Source organism: Marilutibacter maris, from assembly GCF_006546735.2.
Taxonomy (GTDB): Bacteria; Pseudomonadota; Gammaproteobacteria; order Xanthomonadales; family Xanthomonadaceae; genus Marilutibacter; species Marilutibacter maris.
The window spans coordinates 1-16,811 of the sequence record NZ_VICD02000302.1; the positions used below are offsets into that span (position 1 = coordinate 1).

Here is a 16,811-nt window from a genome sequence, read left to right on the forward strand (position 1 = left end):
TGGCCGGTGTCGGCGCCGGCGATACCGTGATGCTGCTGGTGCGTCGCGGCGGCGGCACCCAATTCGTCGCCATCACCCTGGACGAGGCGCGCTGAGCGGGCGCCGGCCCCTTCCAGCGGGCCGGCGGGCTCGATGAATAGCGGCCCCATGCGGCGCGGTCGGCCAGGACCGCCGTGCCCGTGGGGCGTCGCCGCTGTGCGATAATCCCCCGTTAACCCGGCGCGCGGCCCCTCGCGCGACCCCTCGAGCCCAATGCAGGCCCGGACGCGCAGCTCCGGGCGGATCCGAATCGCCCGCATGCAGCAGATCAGAAACTTCTCCATCATCGCCCACGTCGACCACGGCAAGTCGACCCTGGCCGACCGCATCATCCAGTTGTGCGGAGGCCTGACCGCGCGCGAGATGGAAGCCCAGGTGCTCGACAACAACCCGATCGAGCGCGAACGCGGCATCACCATCAAGTCGCAGTCGGTGTCGCTGCCGTACACCGCCCGCGACGGCCAGACCTACTACCTCAACTTCATCGACACCCCCGGCCACGTCGACTTCAGCTACGAGGTCAGCCGTTCGCTGGCCGCCTGCGAGGGCGCGCTGCTGGTCGTCGACGCCGCCCAGGGCGTGGAGGCGCAGTCGGTCGCCAACTGCTACACCGCGGTCGAACAGGGCCTGGAAGTGGTGCCGGTCCTCAACAAGATCGACCTGCCGACCGCCGATCCGGAGCGGGCCAAGGCCGAGATCGAGGCGGTGATCGGCATCGACGCTTCCGACGCGGTCGCGGTCAGCGCCAAGACCGGCCTCAATGTCGAGGAGGTGCTGGAGGCGATCGTCCACCGCATTCCGCCGCCGAAGCCGCGCGACACCGACAAGCTGCAGGCGCTGATCATCGACTCCTGGTTCGACAACTACCTGGGCGTGGTGATGCTGGTGCGGGTGATGCAGGGCGAGATCAAGCCCGGCGACAAGCTGACCGTGATGTCGACCGGTCGCAGCCACCAGGTCGACAACGTCGGCGTGTTCACCCCCAAGCGCAAGGAGCTGACCCGGCTCGGCGCCGGCGAGGTGGGCTGGGTCAATGCCAGCATCAAGGACGTGCACGGCGCGCCGGTCGGCGACACCCTGACCCTGAGCGCGGACCCGGCGCCCAAGCCGCTGCCGGGCTTCCAGGAAATGCAGCCGCGCGTGTTCGCCGGCCTGTTCCCGGTCGATGCCGAGGACTATCCGGACCTGCGCGAGGCGCTGGAGAAGCTGCGCCTGAACGACGCCGCGCTGCGGTTCGAGCCGGAAAGCTCGGAGGCGATGGGCTTCGGCTTCCGCTGCGGCTTCCTCGGCATGCTGCACATGGAGATCGTGCAGGAGCGCCTGGAGCGCGAGTACGACCTCAACCTGATCACCACCGCGCCGACCGTGGTCTACGAGGTGCTCAAGACCGACGGCACCGTGGTGCCGATGGACAATCCGGCCAAGCTGCCGCCGGTGAACCAGGTCGAGGAGGTCCGCGAGCCGGTCATCCGCGCCAACATCCTGACCCCGCCGGACTACATCGGCGGAATCATCACCCTGTGCGAAGAGAAGCGCGGCAGCCAGATCGGCATCACCTACATGGGCAGCCAGGTGCAGATCAGTTACGAGCTGCCGATGGGCGAGGTGGTGCTCGACTTCTTCGACCGGCTGAAGTCGGTCAGCCGCGGCTACGCCTCGCTGGACTATCACTTCCTGCGCTTCGACGCCGGCCCGTTCGTGCGCGTCGACATCCTGATCAACGGCGACAAGGTCGACGCGCTCAGCATCATCTGCCACCGCAGCCACGCCGACCGCCGCGGCCGGGAACTTTGCGAGCGGATGAAGGATCTGATTCCGCGGCAGATGTTCGATGTCGCGATCCAGGCGGCGATCGGTTCCCAGATCATCGCCCGCACCACGGTCAAGGCAATGCGCAAGAACGTGCTGGCCAAGTGCTACGGTGGCGACATCACCCGCAAGAAGAAGCTTCTCGAAAAGCAGAAGGAAGGCAAGAAGCGGATGAAGCAGGTGGGACGGGTCGAGATTCCGCAGGAGGCCTTCCTCGCGGTGCTGCAGACCGACAACAAGTAGACGAGGGGTTGGCCCGCCGGTCGAAGGGGCGGGTCGGTCACGATGGGGCGGCGATCTTCCGGCACTGGTGGCGGGCTGGCGTCCGTCCTTCACTTCACCGGGTCCGATTCCGGAATATGACCTGAGGAGCAGGCATGCGTTGGTTCGAAATCGCCCTGGTGGCGCTGACATTCGTCTCGGGTTTCATCTGGCTGCTGGACAAGCTGTTCCTGGCCAAGCGCCGGGTCGCCCAGGCCACCCTGCTCGATGACGAGGGCGATCCCTGGTACGTCGACTACTCCAAGGCGTTCTTCCCGGTGCTGCTGGTGGTGCTGATCCTGCGCAGCTTCGTCGCCGAGCCGTTCCGGATTCCGTCCAACTCGATGATGCCGACCCTGCTGACCGGCGACTTCATCCTGGTCAACAAGTTCACCTACGGGCTGCGCCTGCCGATCAGCAACCAGAAGGTCGTGGCGCTGGGCGAACCGGCGCGCGGCGACGTGGTCGTGTTCCGTCCGCCGCACCACCCCGATCAGGACTGGATCAAGCGGATCGTCGGCCTGCCCGGCGACACCGTCGCCTACCGCGACAATACCGTGTACCTCAACGGCCAGCCGATGCAGTACCAGGCGATCGGCATCTACGAGGGCAAGGGCAACGGCCGCGAGATGACCGGATCGGAGGAACTGAGCGAGAATCTGGGCGGTCGCGAGCACCGGATCCTGGAGCGCATCAGCCTGCCGTACGCCGATCAGGGCGAGGGCGAGTGGGTGGTTCCACCCGGGCACTATTTCGTAATGGGCGACAATCGTGATAATAGCGAGGACAGTCGCTTCTGGCAGACGCACTTTCTGCCGGAGGAGAACCTCCGCGGCAAGGCGTTCCTGATCTGGATGAACATCGACGGTGGGGTCGACTGGTCGCGGATCGGGTCGCGGATCGACTGAGGCCCGACCGGGCCGGGAACTGGAAGCCGACCGATTGGCCGGTCCGGGCAACGGCGCTGAACGGATTGATCGCGTCCAAAGAGCAATGGGGAGAACCGCATGAACCGCACGAAACGTACCCAAGGTGGCATGACCCTGATCAGCTTCATCATCGTCCTGGCGGTGGTGGGCGTATTCGTCTACATGGGCATGAAGCTGATCCCGATGTATTCGGAGTATTACGCGGTCAAGCGCGCGCTGTCGGAACTGTCGACCGATCCGGCCGCCGCCAATGCCGAGCCGGCCAAGATCCGCGACCTGTTCTTCCGGCGCCTGTACGTCAGCTACTCCGACAACGTGAAGAAGGAAGACCTGAAGATCGAGCGCCGCGACGCCGGCTACGTGCTTTCGGTCGATTACGAAGTCCGCAAGCAGTTGATCGGCAATCTGGACGTCGTGGGCCGCTTCGAGGCGAGCCAGGAAATGCGCCGCGGCGGCGGTCTCGACTGACCGGTTTGAGTGGGCGGATCTCCCATCGGTTCTCCGACCCGGGCCTGCTTCGGCAGGCCCTGACCCATCGTAGTGCCGGCGCTCCGCACTACGAGCGCCTGGAGTTCCTGGGCGATGCGCTGGTCAATCTGTTCGTGGCCGAGGCGCTGTTCCTGCGCTGGCCGCAGGTCGACGAGGGTGCGCTGACCCGGGCCCGCGCCGAACTGGTGCGCGAGTCCTCGCTGGCGGCGATCGCCCGCGAGCTCGACCTCGGAGCGCAGCTGACCCTGGGCCCGGGCGAAATGAAGTCGGGTGGCCACCGGCGCGATTCGATCCTGGCCGATGCGGTCGAGGCGGTGGTCGCGGCGATCTACCTCGACGCTGGCTTCGAGACCTGCCGGGAGACGGTGCTGCCCTGGTTCGAGCCGGCGATGGCGGCGATGCCGCCGCCGCACAAGGTCGGCAAGGACGCCAAGACCCGGCTGCAGGAGTGGCTGCAGGGTCGGCAGAAGCCGCTCCCCGTCTATGCCCTGCTGGCCGAGAGCGGCGAGGAGCACGCCAAGCATTTCCACGTCAGTTGCACCCTGGCCGATCCGCCGCTGCGGACCGAGGGCGAGGGCAGTTCGCGACGCGGCGCCGAGCAGGCCGCCGCCGATGCGGCGTTGGCAGGCTTGAAGGCCGGCTGAGAACCGAGGGCCGGCGCGCGCCGGACACGCTCGTAGCAGCGGCGCAAGCCCTGGGGCCCCTCCGCCAAGTACAATCCCTGCATGAGCACTTCCAATTTCCGTGCCGGGCACGTCGCCGTGATCGGCCGCCCGAACGTCGGCAAGTCGACCCTGACCAATGCCCTGGTCGGGGCCAAGGTCAGCATCGTCTCCAATCGGCCGCAGACCACCCGCCATCGCCTGCTCGGCATCGCGACCTTTCCGGCCGGGCAACTGGTGCTGGTCGACACGCCGGGCCTGCATCGCGACCAGGGCAAGGCCACCGCGTCGGCGATGCACCGCTGGATGAACCGGGCCGCGCGCGGCGCTCTGGAAGGGGTCGACGCGGCGATGCTGGTGGTTCGCGCCGGGCAGTGGGACGAGGCCGACGGCTTCGCCTACGAGGCCCTGCGCTCGGCCGGGCTGCCGGTCGTGCTGGTGGTCAACCAGGTCGATCGGCTCAAGGACAAGAGCGCCTTGCTGCCGTATCTGGCCCAGATCAGCGAGGGCCGGGACTTCGCCGGCGTGCACCCGATCTCGGCGCTCAAGCGCAACGGGCTGGAGGCGCTGGTCGACACCCTGCTGGCGTTGATGCCGGAGCAGCCGGCGATCTACGGCGAGGACGAGATCACCGACAAGAGCCAGCGCTTCCTGGCCGGCGAGATGGTGCGTGAGCAGTTGATGCGCCAGCTCGGCAAGGAGTTGCCGTATGCGACCACGGTCGAGATCGAGCGCTTCGAGGTCGAGGAGTCTGCCAAGTCGGGGCCGCTGCTGCGGATCGGTGCGGTGATCTGGGTCGAGCGCGATGGCCAGAAGGCGATCGTGATCGGCAAGGGCGGCGAGCGGCTGCGCGAAATCGGCGCCAAGGCCCGGCAGCACATGGAGCGCTTGTTCGGTGCCCGGGTGTTCCTGGAAACCTGGGTGCGGGTGCGCCAGGGCTGGTCCGACGACGAGGCGGCGCTGCGGGCGTTCGGCTACCACGACTGAGCGATGTCGCCATGCGCCTGACCGCAGAGCCCGCGTTCGTCCTGCATGCGCGGCCCTGGCGCGAGACCAGCCTGCTGGTCGAGGTGCTCAGCGCCGGACATGGCCGGGTCGGACTGCTTGCGCGTGGTGTGCACGGGGCCCGACGCCATCCCCTGCGTGCGGCGCTGCAGCCGTTGCAGTCGATACGTTTCGATGCCGTCTGGCGCGGCGAACTGGCGCGGCTGACCGCCGCCGAGGCGGTCGATGTCGCGCCGCGGCTGTCGGGCGAGGCGGCGATGTCGGCGTTCTACCTCAACGAGCTGACCCTGCGGCTGTCGCCGCGGCAGGTGCCGCAGCCGGAGCTGTTCGCGGCCTATGCGCTCGCGCGCGAGCGCCTGCGCGATGGCGATCCGCTGGGCTGGACGCTGCGCCGCTTCGAGCGCGACCTGCTGGAGGCGCTCGGCGTCGGTTTCGACCTTCGTTTCGATGGCGACGGCGAGCCGATCGATCCCGCCGCGCGCTATCGGCTCGACCCCGAACATGGGCCGCGCCGACTGGTGCTGGATCGCGGACAGGCCGACCGGGCCGGCGCCGCGACCGGTCGCGCGCTGATCGCGCTGGGCGAGGACCGCTTGCCGGAAGGCGCCGATCTGGCTTCGCTGCGACGGCCGATCCGCGAGGTGCTGGCCCACCATCTCGGTCCACGCGGGCTGAAGTCCTGGGAGATGCTCGCGGCCCTGGCCGGTGTGGTGCGGGCGCCGCCCGATGCTCAGGCGATGCCGGAGCGGGACCGCTCGTAGTTGCCGTGCCCGCGGCCGGACTGCTCCGGCCCGGAAGGCGCCTGCGAGGCCAGGGTTTCGTTCGCGGCACGGGTGAAGCGCTCCAGGCTCTGCGGCAGGTCGGGCATGTGCTGCAGCGCTTCCACCGCATCGGCCAGGCGGGTGGCGCCGACGAAACCGCAGGCGGCGCGCAGCCGGTGCAGTTCGCCGTGGGCGTCCTCAGCCTGCGTGTTCCAGCCGGAAACGATCAGGTCGCGTACCCGCTCCAGGTCGCCCAGAAACATCCGCCGCAACGTGACCACGTGTTCGTGGTTGCCGTTGAGGGCGCGGTCCGCGGCGCGGTCGTCCCAGACCGGCAGGGCGTCGTTGACGCGCTCGTGGACCGGTTGCTCGCCCGGTTGCGGATCGCATGCCCGCAACGCGGTCAGTATCTGCGTCCGCAGCTCGGCCGCGGAAAGCGGCTTGACCAGCACCTGTTCGAATCCCGCCGCCAGCAGTTGCGCCTGCTCCGCGGTCGAGGTCGATGCGGTGTGCGCGATCGCCCGGGTGCGCAGTCCCTGCGCACGCAGTCGGGTCAGCAGGCCGATGCCTGTGCCGTCGGGAAGACGGGAGTCGAACAGCCACAGCGAGTGGCGACGGTCCTGCGCGAGCGATAGCGCGGTACCGCTGCAATCGGCGGTCTCGACGACGGCATTGAGCGGCTTGAGGGCGGCCTTGAAGAAGGCGAGGCTGGTCGCGTCGTCTTCGACCAGAAGGATGCGCGGCGGCGCGGAATCCGTGTTCTTGATCATCAGCAACGTCCGTGTGCGGGAAGGGAAGCCTGCGAGGCCGGCACACATGAATCGACCGGTGCGTGATTCATCGGTGCGCCTGCTCGACCCGTGTGGCGTTCACCGGAACCAGGCGCAGCCCCGGTATGCTGCCGGCCATGTCGCCGACGATGTTAGCCCGCTTTCTGAGCGCAACGGTACTGCTCGCTTTGTGCATGCCGGGTGAGGGGGTGGCGCGTGCACTGGTCCTCAAGGCGGAACGGATCGATACCGCGGTGGCGACGCTGGAAGGCGTGCGGGTGCGCGTCGACTGGCCGCCGCGGGCAGACGCGGGCGAACTGGAAGTGCGGGCCCGTCGCGTCTTCGCGCCGGAACTGGGATACCGGTTCGAGGCGGTGAACTGGCGCTGCGCGCTGCGGCGCGACGACAACGGCGGATGGCGCTGCGAGGGCCGCGTCGACAGTCGCGGGCATGCGTCGGCGCGCTTGTCGCTGGCCCTGGACACGGTGAGTACCGATGCAGAGCTGGCACAGGCGGATGCCCGGCTGACGTTGCGCAGAAATGCGGCGAGTCCGGACATCACCGACATCGATCTGCGGCGGGTGCCGGTGGCATGGGCGCAGGCGCTGGTGTCCCGGGCCTGGCCGGACGGGCGCCTGGGTGGGGGCGTGATCGATGCCGGACTCAGGATCGATGCGCCGGCCGATCGGCCGTTGCGAGTGTCGGGACCGCTGCAGCTGGCGGCGCTGTCGCTGGATACCGCCGATGGCAGTATCGCCGCCGAAGGCGTCCGCGCCCGGGTCGATCTCGACGCCCGCTTCGGTGCCGCGCCGCGCATCGATGCCGGCGGCCATCTGGACGGTGGCGAGCTGTTGTTCGGCACCACCTACATCGCGCTGGGGCGCCGCCGCGCCGCGCTGGAACTGGTTGCCGAGCAGGACGCGGACGGCGGCTGGCGGCTGCCGCACTGGCGCTGGGACGACGGCGGCGTCGTACAGGCGCAGGGCTCGGCCGATGTGGCCGGCGACGCCAGCCTCCGCGGTCTGCATGCGCGTTTCCGCAGCGACGATCTGCGCCGGTTCGGCGAGGCGTATCTGAGTGGTTGGCTCGGCATGGCCGGATTGGCGGAGTTGCAGTTGGCAGGGCGCGCCGAGGGTGAGGTGACGATCGACGACGGCGCGCTCGCCAAGGCGTCGGTCGCGCTGGCCGGCAGCGATGGCGAGGGTGCCGCGATCGACGACCCGAAGGGGCGCTTCACCTTCGCCGGCCTGCGTGGCGATATCCGCTATTCCGCCGCCGCAGAGGTGGGCAGCGAGCTGCGTTGGAACGGCGGCGAACTGTACGGGCTGCGCTTCGGCGCCGCGCGACTGCCGTTCCTCAGCAGCGAGGGCGCGCTGCGGATGCCGGCCACCTCGATGCCGATGCTCGGCGGCGAGGTTCGCTTCGATCACTTGCAGATCCATCCGCCGACGACGGGACAGGGCCTGGACGTGCGCTTCGGGCTGGGCCTGGACGGCCTGGACATCGGACAGCTCAGCGCCGCACTGGAGTGGCCGGCGTTCACCGGCGCGCTGAGCGGACGCATTCCGATGGCGCGCTATGCCGACGATCGCCTCGACTTCGAGGGCGGCCTCGACATGCAATTGTTCCAGGGCCGGGTCGCGGTCTCCGAGCTGTCGATGGAGCGTCCATTCGGCGTCGCGCCGACCCTGACCGCCGACATCGCGATGGATGGCCTCGACCTGGAAGCGCTGACCGGGGTGTTCGGTTTCGGAAGCATCACCGGGCGATTGCACGGCCGCATCGACGGCCTGCGCCTGGTCGACTGGGCGCCGGTCGCGTTCGACGCCGAATTGCATACCGAGAAGACTCGCGGCGTGCGCCAGCGGATCAGCCAACGTGCGGTGCAGGATCTGTCCAGCGTCGGCGACGCGTCGTTCGTGACCAGTCTGCAGGGCCAGTTGATCGGCCTGTTCGACGATTTCGGCTACGCGCGTATCGGCATCGCCTGCAGACTGGCCGACGAAGTCTGCGAGATGGACGGGCTGGGTTCAGCCGGGCGCGGCTTTATTGTCGTCCAGGGCTCGGGCATTCCGCGCCTGAGCGTGGTCGGATACAACCGGCGTGTACACTGGCCGACGCTGGTCGAACGCTTGGGCGCCATCGGCAGCGGCGATGTCGCGCCGGTGGTGGAATGACCGGGATCGCGGGCGCGGTCCGCCGGCCGGGGAACGGGTCAGGTAACGCAACTGTCAGGAGAGTGAGCATGCGTCGTTGGTTGGGTCTTCCGGTAGCGGCCGTGATGTTGACGGCCTGCGTCACCATCAATGTCTATTTCCCCGCCGCCGAGGCGCGCGAGGCGGCCGAGGAGTTCGTCGAGAAGGTCATCGGCGACGATGCCGCGATGCCGGAGCCGGCGCCGGATGCGCAGGGCGGGCAGAGCGCGGCATTGCCGGGCGCTTCGATGCCGGTATCGGTCGCGTCGATGCTCGCGCGGGTCGATCGGGTCGACTGGTGGGCGCTGGCTGGCGTGGGCAGCGCGCAGGCCCAGGGCCAGCCGGACATCACCATCAAGACGCCGGCGATCCAGGCGATCCAGGCGCGGATGGCGTCGCGTTTCGATTCGCAGCTGCGGGCGGGCTTCGATGCCGGCGCGCTGGGCTTCGCCGCCGACGGCACCATCGTCGTGCGCGACGCCTCCAAGCTGCCGCTGAAGGATCGGGTCGCGATCAATCAGGCGGTCGCCGACGACAACCGCGATCGCAAGGCGGTCTACCGCGAGGTCGCGGTGGCCAACGGCCATCCGGAGTGGGAGTCGCAGATCCGCGATGTGTTCGCGCGCCAGTGGATCGCCAGCGCCCGCAAGGGCTGGTGGTACCAGAGTGGCGGCAGCTGGCGGCAGAAGTAGGCCCCGGCCAGCCCCGCCCCCGAGACGGCCCGCTTCTGGCGGGCCGTTGCCGTTTCCGCCGCTGCCGTCCCCGGTCGCGCCCGCTGCGGACAGGTCCGCCGCGCGCGTATCTGCGACAATGCGCGGCCCGCCAGCCTGACCGCCAGCCCGTGGCCCGACTCGACCGAACTCCCTTCGAAGCAGAAATCACCGACCTGACCCACGACGGACGCGGCGTGGCCCGCAGCGAGGACGGCAAGGCCGTGTTCGTGGCCGGCGCCCTGCCGGGCGAACGGGTGATCGCCAGCCGGGTTCGCCGCCACCGCCACTTCGACGAGGCGCAGACCCTGGAAGTCCTCCAGGCCGCGCCCGAGCGGGTGCAGCCGCGCTGTCCGCATTTCGGCACCTGCGGCGGCTGCGCGTTGCAGCACTACGCCGAGGACCGCCAGATCCTGGCCAAGGCGCGGGTGCTGCGCGAGAACCTGGAGCGGATCGGCCACGTGACCCCGGAGCGCTGGCTGGAGCCGCTGACCGACGCCGCCTGGGGCTACCGCCGCAAGGGCCGGCTGTCGGTGCGCCGGGTCGAGAAGAAGGACAAGACCCTGGTCGGTTTCCGCGAGACCGATCCGCGCTTCGTCGCCGACCTGCGCGAATGCCACACCGTGATTCCCGAGATCGGGACCAAGCTGGAAGCGCTGTCGGCCCTGGTCGACGGGCTGGAGGCGCGCCGCGAAATTCCGCAGATCGAGTTCATCGCCGGCGACGGCGAGGCCGGCCTGGACGGGACCGGCAAGAGCCGGGTCGCGCTGACCTTCCGCCACCTGGCGCCGTTGTCGGAAGGCGACCGGGCGGCACTGGCCGCGTTCGCGAAAGCGCACGATTTCATCATCTTCCTGCAACCCGGCGGCGTCGACAGCGTGCATCCGCTGGCGCTGGAGGGCGCGTCTTTGGAGGGTGGGTCCTCCGAGCCGCCGCCGCTGTCGTTCCGGTTGCAGGACTGGGACATCGAGCTGAAGTTCCGGCCGCTGGACTTCATCCAGGTCAACGCCGGGCTCAACCGCAAGATGATCCGCCACGCCTTCGACCTGCTCGATCCGCAGCCGGGCGAGCGCGTGCTCGACCTGTTCGCCGGCCTGGGCAATTTCACCCTGCCGCTGGCCCGCCAGGTGCGCGAGGTGGTCGGTGTCGAGGGCGAGGCCGGCCTGGTCCGGCGCGCCCGCGAGAATGCCGAACACAATGGCCTGGACAACGCGCGCTTCTTCGCCGCCGACCTGGCCAAGGACCTGTCCGCCGAACCGTGGATGCGCGAGGGCTTCGACAAGCTGCTGCTCGATCCGCCGCGCTCGGGCGCGGACTTCGTGTTGTCGGTATTGCCGCTGAAACAGTTCAGCCGCATCGTCTACGTCAGCTGCCATCCGGCCTCGCTGGCGCGCGACGCCGGGTATCTGGTCAACGAGAAGGGCTGGAAGCTGAAGGCGGCGGGCGTGATGGACATGTTCCCGCACACCGCCCATGTGGAGTCGATCGCGCTGTTCGAGCCATGAGGGCGGGGCGCGGGCGACGATGAGGCTCGACTTCGCGATTGCGTATCCTCGCCATCCTTGCCACGCGCGTTCCGCATCCACATCCCGGTCCGCGCCCACGCGCGACCCAACGGACACCCCTCCATGCCCCTAGAAATCGAACGCAAGTTCCTGGTCGCCGGCGATGGCTGGCGCGATGCCGCGCACACGATCGTGCCGATGGCCCAGGGCTATCTCAACGACCTGGCGGCGATGGACGCCGGCGACGGCACCCGGGCGGCGATGAAGGCCTCGGTGCGCGTGCGCGTCGCCGGCGACGCCGCCTACCTCAACCTGAAGTCGCGCGAACTCGGGCATACCCGCCAGGAGTTCGACTATCCGATCCCGGTCGCCGACGCGCACCAGTTGCTGACCCTGTGCGTCGGTGGGCGCATCGAGAAGCGCCGCCACCTGGTCGCCGTCGGCGCGCATACCTGGGAGGTCGACGAGTTTCTCGGCGAAAACGCCGGCCTGGTGGTGGCCGAGATCGAACTCGACGATGCCGGAGAGGTTTTCGAGCGTCCCGACTGGCTGGGACGCGAGGTGACCGACGCGGTGCGTTACTACAATCTGGCGTTGGCGACGCGGCCTTACTCTCAATGGAGCGAGGCCGAGCGCGCCGGAACGCTGGACTGATGGAGGTTGTCGAATGCTGCTGATCGGTGTCGCCGGACTGGAACTGCAAGCGCACGAGCGCGAATGGCTGCAGCACGACGCCTGCGCCGGCGTGGTGCTGTTTGCGCGCAATTTCGCCTCGCAGGCGCAGGTGACCGAGCTGGCGGCGGCGATTCGCGAGGGCGCGCCGCGCCCGCAGCTGATCTGCGTCGATCAGGAAGGCGGGCGCGTGCAGCGCTTTCGCGACGGCTATGCGGCCCTGCCGCCGCTGGAGGTGTTCGGCCGTCTGCATGGCGAGGACCGCGATGCCGCGTTGGCGCTGGCCCGCGAGCACGCCTGGCTGATGGCCAGCGAGGTCCGCGCCAGCGGTGTCGACATCAGCTTCGCGCCGGTGGTCGATCTGGGGCGGGGCAATCGCGCGATCGGCAACCGCGCGTTCTCGGCCGACCCGGTCATCGTCTCCGATTTCGCCCGCGCCTATGTGCGGGGCATGCACGAGGCGGGGATGGCGGCGACGTTGAAGCACTTCCCCGGCCACGGTTCGGTGGCCGAGGACACCCACTTCGAGGCGGCCAGCGATCCGCGCACGCTGGCGCAGATCCACGCCCTGGACCTGGTCCCGTTCGCTGCCGGCATCGCCGCCGGTGCCGAGGCGGTAATGATGGCGCACGTGCGCTATCCGCAGGTCGATGCCGAGCCGGCCGGCTACTCGCGGCACTGGATCCAGAGCGTCCTGCGCGGCGACACCGCGACCGGTGGGCTGGGCTTCGAAGGCGTGGTGTTCAGCGACGACATCGGCATGAAGGCGGCCGACGCCGCCGGCGGTGTCGGCACCCGCGTCGATGCGCATCTGGACGCCGGTTGCGACGCGGTCCTGGTCTGCCATCCGGAACTGGTCGAGGACGCGCTCGCCGCAGTCCACGACCGCCGTTTCGATATCTCCAGGCTGGCGGCGCTGGCCGGGCGCGACGCGCCCGGTTGGGACGCGCTGCTGGCCGACACCCGATACAGTGACAGCCGCAGCCGGCTGGAGGACATCAGTTGATGAGTGGACGCGATCTGGCCTGGGCCCTGGACAACGCCGACGTCGTCGTCGGCCAGGACGAACTGGAGACATCGGTGGTGCGCATGGCCGATGCGATCCGTGCCGACTACGACGAGGCGCCGGTATTCCTGACCATCATGCACGGCGGCCTGCCGTTCGCCGCGCGGCTGGCGATGGAGCTGGGCGCGCGCGGTCTCGACCTGACGTTCGACTATCTGCACGCGACCCGTTACCGCGGCGAGACCCGCGGTTCCGACCTGGTCTGGAAGCATCGCCCGGCGACATCGCTGGCCGGACGCCGGGTGCTGCTGGTCGACGACATTCTGGACGAGGGGCACACCCTGGCCGAGATCATCCAGTGGTGCCGCAGCGAGGGCGCCGGCGACGTGCGCGTGGCGGTGCTCGCGGTCAAGCGCCACGACCGCTGCGTGCCCGGCATCCGCGCCGACTACGTCGGTGTCGAGGTGCCGGACCGCTACGTGTTCGGTTACGGCATGGACTTCCACGAACAGGGCCGCAATCTGCCGGCCATCTACGCACTGAAGGACTGAACGTGGGCACGACCGACAGCGCAATCGACCTGGCCGTGATCGGCGGCACCGGGGTGTACCGGTTGGCGGCCCTGCAGGACGTCGAGAGCCATGAGCTTGAAACCGGTTACGGGCGTCCGTCCGGACCGGTGCGGGTCGGCACCCTGCACGGTCGTCGGGTCGCCTTCCTGGCCCGGCATGGCGAAGGCCATTCGGTGCCGCCGCACCTGATCAACTACCGCGCCAACCTGGCCGCGCTGCAGACGCTGGGCGCCAGGCGCGTGCTCGCGCTGAACACCGTCGGCGGCATCGGCGAGCGTTTCGGTCCGCGTGTGCTGGCCTGCCCGGACCAGTTGATCGACTACACCTGGGGACGGGTGTCGACCCTGTGCGAAGGCGAGCCCTGGGCGAGTTCCGGCGGCGAGGTGCTGCACGTGGACTTCGGCGAACCCTATACCCGCACGCTGCGCGCGGCGGTGATCGAAGCCGCGCGCGATGCCGGCGTCGCCCTGGTCGATGGCGGCTGCTACGGCGCCACCCAGGGCCCACGCCTGGAGACGCGCGCGGAGATTGTGCGGATGCGTCGCGACGGTTGCGACCTGGTCGGCATGACCGGAATGCCCGAGGCGGGACTGGCCCGCGAGCTGGGGTTGGACTACGCGTGTCTGGCGATCGTCGCCAACTGGGCGGCCGGTGCGGGCCCCGATCCCGACGAGGTGATCACCCTGCAGGACGTGCTGGACAACGTCGCGGTCGCATCGGCGGGTCTGCCGGCGCTGCTGGCGGCATTGCTGGAGCACTGAGCGGCAGTTCGGTTTTCTTGCGACTTCGTCGGCGGCCGGGATCGGCACGATCAGCGTCCGTCGATGCAGCGATGCGATGCATGCGCGAATGGAAGAACGTCAGCGTTCGTGTGCCGTTCGACACGCGCGTGCTGTGTAGAAAATGTGAAGGACGTACACAGGCGATCTTGCAGTTGTCAAGCGCTCGTTCAGTTTGCATACTCGGGTCTGTGTCGCGCGCGGTTCGCGCGGGCGCACCCATCGCATCCAGCATGAGGTCATCAAGGACATGCAGTACGGTACCGTCAAGTGGTTCAACGACGCCAAGGGATTTGGCTTCATTTCACCCGAGGATGGCAGTGCGGACGTTTTCGTCCATTTCTCGGCGATCAATGCCAAGGGCTTCCGCAGTCTGCAGGAAGGGCAGCGCGTCAGCTATCAGCTGACCCAGGGTCCGAAGGGCGCCCAGGCCTCCGAAGTGACGATCGCAGCCGAGGCGTGACCCTTACAGGATTCAAGATTTCCCGGCCCCGCTTCGGCGGGGCTTTTTTATGGCGGAGCTTTCGTGGAGCGGTGATCCGCGGCGATGAGGGCATCGCAAGCGCGGACGATATGCAGGTTCGCGAAGCGCCTAGAATCGAAGCACACCGCTGAAAGGAGTCGAGGATGTCCGCGTTCGTGCCGTCTGCAGCAGGTGGGCTTGAGAGCCACCGGGTCGAGAATCATCTCGTACAGAACCAGCCCCCCGAGTTCGCGCCGCGCGATCTGTGGAACGATGATGTCGTGTTGCGCGAGTCGCTGGCGCGCGAGGGAGGGCAGGCGTGGACCGCGCAGGTCTCGGCGTATGGCGCGCTGGCCGGCGACGCGCTGTATGCGCTGGGCTTCGACGCCCATCGCGACCGTCCGCGACTGCGCAGCCACGATCGTTTCGGCCATCGCATCGATGTGGTCGAGTTCCATCCGAACTACCACCAGGTCATGCGCAGTGCGATCGAGCATGGCGTCGCCGGACTGTCGTGGCGGGAAGGCCGCGAGGGCAGCCATGTCGCGCGCGCGGCGTTGAGCTACCTGCATCACCAGGTCGAGCCCGGCAGCAGTTGCCCGTTGACGATGACCCATGCCGCGGTGCCGGTACTGCGGCAGGCGCCGGCGCTGGCCGAGTGGGCGGACAAGGCCGCCGCGCCGCACTACGACCCGCGCAACGTGCCGATTGCCGACAAGCGCGGCGTCACCCTGGGCATGGGCATGACCGAGAAGCAGGGCGGCAGCGACGTGCGCAGCAACACGACCGCCGCCACGCCACTGTCCGCCGATCGGCAGTCGGGCGACGAGTACAGCCTGGTCGGGCACAAGTGGTTCTTCTCCGCGCCGATGTCCGACGGCTTCCTGGTGCTGGCGCAGGCGCCGGGCGGCTTGAGTTGTTTCCTGATGCCGCGCTGGCGCCCGGATGGCAGCCGCAACGCGTTTCGGATCATGCGCCTGAAGGACAAGCTTGGCGACTGGTCGAACGCGTCCTCCGAGGTCGAGTTCGACGGGGCCTGGGCGCATCGCGTCGGCGAGGAAGGGCGCGGGGTGCCGACGATCATCCAGATGGTGATGCTGACCCGGCTGGACTGCATGCTCGGTTCCAGCGCCGAGATGCGGATGGCGCTGGCGCAGGCCATCCACCATGCGCGGCATCGCAGTACCTTCGGCAAACGCCTGGTCGAGCACGCCCTGATGCGCAATGTGCTCGCCGATCTGGCGATCGCATCCGAGGCCGCGCTGGTGCTGTCGATGCGGGTCGCGCGCGCGGTCGACGCCGCCGACCGCGATGCCGGCGAGGCGGCGTTCGCGCGGGTGGCGACCGCGATCGGCAAGTACTGGATCTGCAAGCGCGCGCCGGCCTTCGTCAACGAGGCGCAGGAATGCCTCGGCGGCGCAGGCTATGTCGAGGAGTCGATGCTGCCGAGGCTGTACCGGCAGGCGCCGCTCAACTCGATCTGGGAGGGCAGCGGCAATATCCAGTGCCTGGACGTGCTGCGCGCGCTCGCGCGCGAGCCGGAGTGCGTGGCGGCCTTGCAGCAGGAGCTGTCGGAGGCCGACGGCATCCCGGAGACCTTCATCGCCGGGCTGGCGGATGCGATGTCGCGGATCGAGGAGGGCGGCGCGCGGTTGCTGGTGGAGCGGTTGGCGCTGGGGCTGCAGGCAGCGGCGTTGCTGCGGGCGGACAGCCCGCTGGCGGAGGCCTTCGTGCGCAGCCGTCTGCAAGGCAGGCATGGCCTCGCCTTCGGCACGCTGCCGGGCGACATCGATTTCCAGACGGCGATCGCCCGCACGCTGCCGTAGCCACCGTTGTGATCGAGGTTGGATACCCAAACGACTCACGAGCTCTTGTAGGAGCGGCGTGAGCCGCGAGGGCTTTAGTGGGAAGGCCCTATCGCGGCTTACGCCGCTCCTACAGGGGGAGACGATATCCGGCTGCGCGCGGATATCTCCCAAGGTTTGCTATGCAAACCTTGGGCCCCGCCGTTGCGCTTCCATACCCCCATGCGTGCCTGCGGCACGAATCGCCCCCTGATTCAGGGGGGGAACGATATCCGGCTGCGCCTGGATATCTCCCAAAGTTTGCTGCGCAAACCTTGGGCCCCGCCGTTGCGCTTCCACACCCCCATTCGTGCCTGCGGCACGAATCGCCCCCTGACTC

At 68.8% G+C, this 16,811-nt stretch carries 16 protein-coding genes; 15 read left to right on the forward strand and 1 reads right to left on the reverse strand.

Annotation, left to right across the window (positions count from 1 at the left end):
- The first annotated feature begins 297 nt into the window (after positions 1-297).
- The 6 genes from lepA (at position 298) to recO (ending at position 5,955) form a co-directional block, all read left to right on the forward strand.
- On the forward strand, positions 298-2,091 hold the full coding sequence (lepA, locus tag FKV24_RS16815) for a translation elongation factor 4 (protein ID WP_111266106.1): 1,794 nt from the start codon (positions 298-300) through the stop codon (positions 2,089-2,091).
- A 134-nt stretch (positions 2,092-2,225) separates the two neighbouring features.
- Positions 2,226-3,017 carry a signal peptidase I gene (lepB, locus tag FKV24_RS16820; protein ID WP_111266107.1) on the forward strand — a complete coding sequence of 264 codons (792 nt, stop codon included), beginning with the start codon at positions 2,226-2,228 and terminating at the stop codon, positions 3,015-3,017.
- 99 nt (positions 3,018-3,116) lie between these two features.
- Positions 3,117-3,506 carry a DUF4845 domain-containing protein gene (locus FKV24_RS16825; RefSeq protein ID WP_111266108.1) on the forward strand — a complete coding sequence of 130 codons (390 nt, stop codon included), beginning with the start codon at positions 3,117-3,119 and terminating at the stop codon, positions 3,504-3,506.
- A 5-nt stretch (positions 3,507-3,511) separates the two neighbouring features.
- Positions 3,512-4,171: a ribonuclease III gene (gene rnc, locus FKV24_RS16830; RefSeq protein ID WP_407067507.1), complete on the forward strand. Its 660-nt coding sequence runs from the start codon at positions 3,512-3,514 to the stop codon at positions 4,169-4,171.
- A gap of 81 nt (positions 4,172-4,252) precedes the next feature.
- A complete protein-coding gene (gene era / locus FKV24_RS16835; RefSeq protein ID WP_111266109.1) occupies positions 4,253-5,176 on the forward strand; it encodes a GTPase Era in 924 nt (307 codons plus the stop codon).
- A gap of 11 nt (positions 5,177-5,187) precedes the next feature.
- Complete coding sequence (gene recO, locus FKV24_RS16840) at positions 5,188-5,955, forward strand: DNA repair protein RecO (protein ID WP_141483203.1); 768 nt, start codon at positions 5,188-5,190, stop codon at positions 5,953-5,955.
- Here the strand turns inward: recO and FKV24_RS16845 are convergent.
- On the reverse strand, positions 5,925-6,725 hold the full coding sequence (locus tag FKV24_RS16845) for a response regulator (RefSeq protein ID WP_141483204.1): 801 nt from the start codon (positions 6,723-6,725) through the stop codon (positions 5,925-5,927). The genes recO and FKV24_RS16845 overlap by 31 nt on opposite strands.
- A gap of 209 nt (positions 6,726-6,934) precedes the next feature.
- On the opposite strand from FKV24_RS16845, the gene FKV24_RS16850 reads away from it, so the two are divergent.
- The 9 genes from FKV24_RS16850 to FKV24_RS16890 all read left to right on the forward strand — a co-directional run bounded on the left by FKV24_RS16850 (position 6,935) and on the right by FKV24_RS16890 (position 16,453).
- Positions 6,935-8,902, forward strand: coding sequence for a translocation/assembly module TamB domain-containing protein (locus tag FKV24_RS16850; protein ID WP_141483205.1), 1,968 nt, complete (start codon positions 6,935-6,937; stop codon positions 8,900-8,902).
- A 68-nt stretch (positions 8,903-8,970) separates the two neighbouring features.
- Complete coding sequence (locus FKV24_RS16855) at positions 8,971-9,612, forward strand: DUF1318 domain-containing protein (protein ID WP_111266112.1); 642 nt, start codon at positions 8,971-8,973, stop codon at positions 9,610-9,612.
- Positions 9,613-9,761: 149 nt separating this feature from the next.
- Entirely contained in the window at positions 9,762-11,135 is a 1,374-nt protein-coding gene (gene rlmD, locus FKV24_RS16860) for a 23S rRNA (uracil(1939)-C(5))-methyltransferase RlmD (RefSeq protein WP_141483206.1), read from the forward strand.
- A gap of 123 nt (positions 11,136-11,258) precedes the next feature.
- Entirely contained in the window at positions 11,259-11,789 is a 531-nt protein-coding gene (locus FKV24_RS16865; protein ID WP_141483207.1) for a CYTH domain-containing protein, read from the forward strand.
- 13 nt (positions 11,790-11,802) lie between these two features.
- On the forward strand, positions 11,803-12,813 hold the full coding sequence (gene nagZ / locus FKV24_RS16870; RefSeq protein ID WP_141483208.1) for a beta-N-acetylhexosaminidase: 1,011 nt from the start codon (positions 11,803-11,805) through the stop codon (positions 12,811-12,813).
- Positions 12,813-13,364, forward strand: a complete 552-nt coding sequence (locus tag FKV24_RS16875) for a hypoxanthine-guanine phosphoribosyltransferase (protein ID WP_141483209.1) — start codon at positions 12,813-12,815, stop codon at positions 13,362-13,364. Before nagZ ends, FKV24_RS16875 begins: the two co-directional genes overlap by 1 nt.
- A 2-nt stretch (positions 13,365-13,366) precedes the next feature.
- On the forward strand, positions 13,367-14,146 hold the full coding sequence (locus FKV24_RS16880; RefSeq protein ID WP_211371905.1) for an S-methyl-5'-thioinosine phosphorylase: 780 nt from the start codon (positions 13,367-13,369) through the stop codon (positions 14,144-14,146).
- Positions 14,147-14,414: 268 nt separating this feature from the next.
- Entirely contained in the window at positions 14,415-14,627 is a 213-nt protein-coding gene (locus FKV24_RS16885) for a cold-shock protein (protein WP_111266117.1), read from the forward strand.
- Between the two features lie 164 nt (positions 14,628-14,791).
- Entirely contained in the window at positions 14,792-16,453 is a 1,662-nt protein-coding gene (locus FKV24_RS16890; protein WP_141483210.1) for an acyl-CoA dehydrogenase family protein, read from the forward strand.
- Positions 16,454-16,811: the final 358 nt, after the last annotated feature.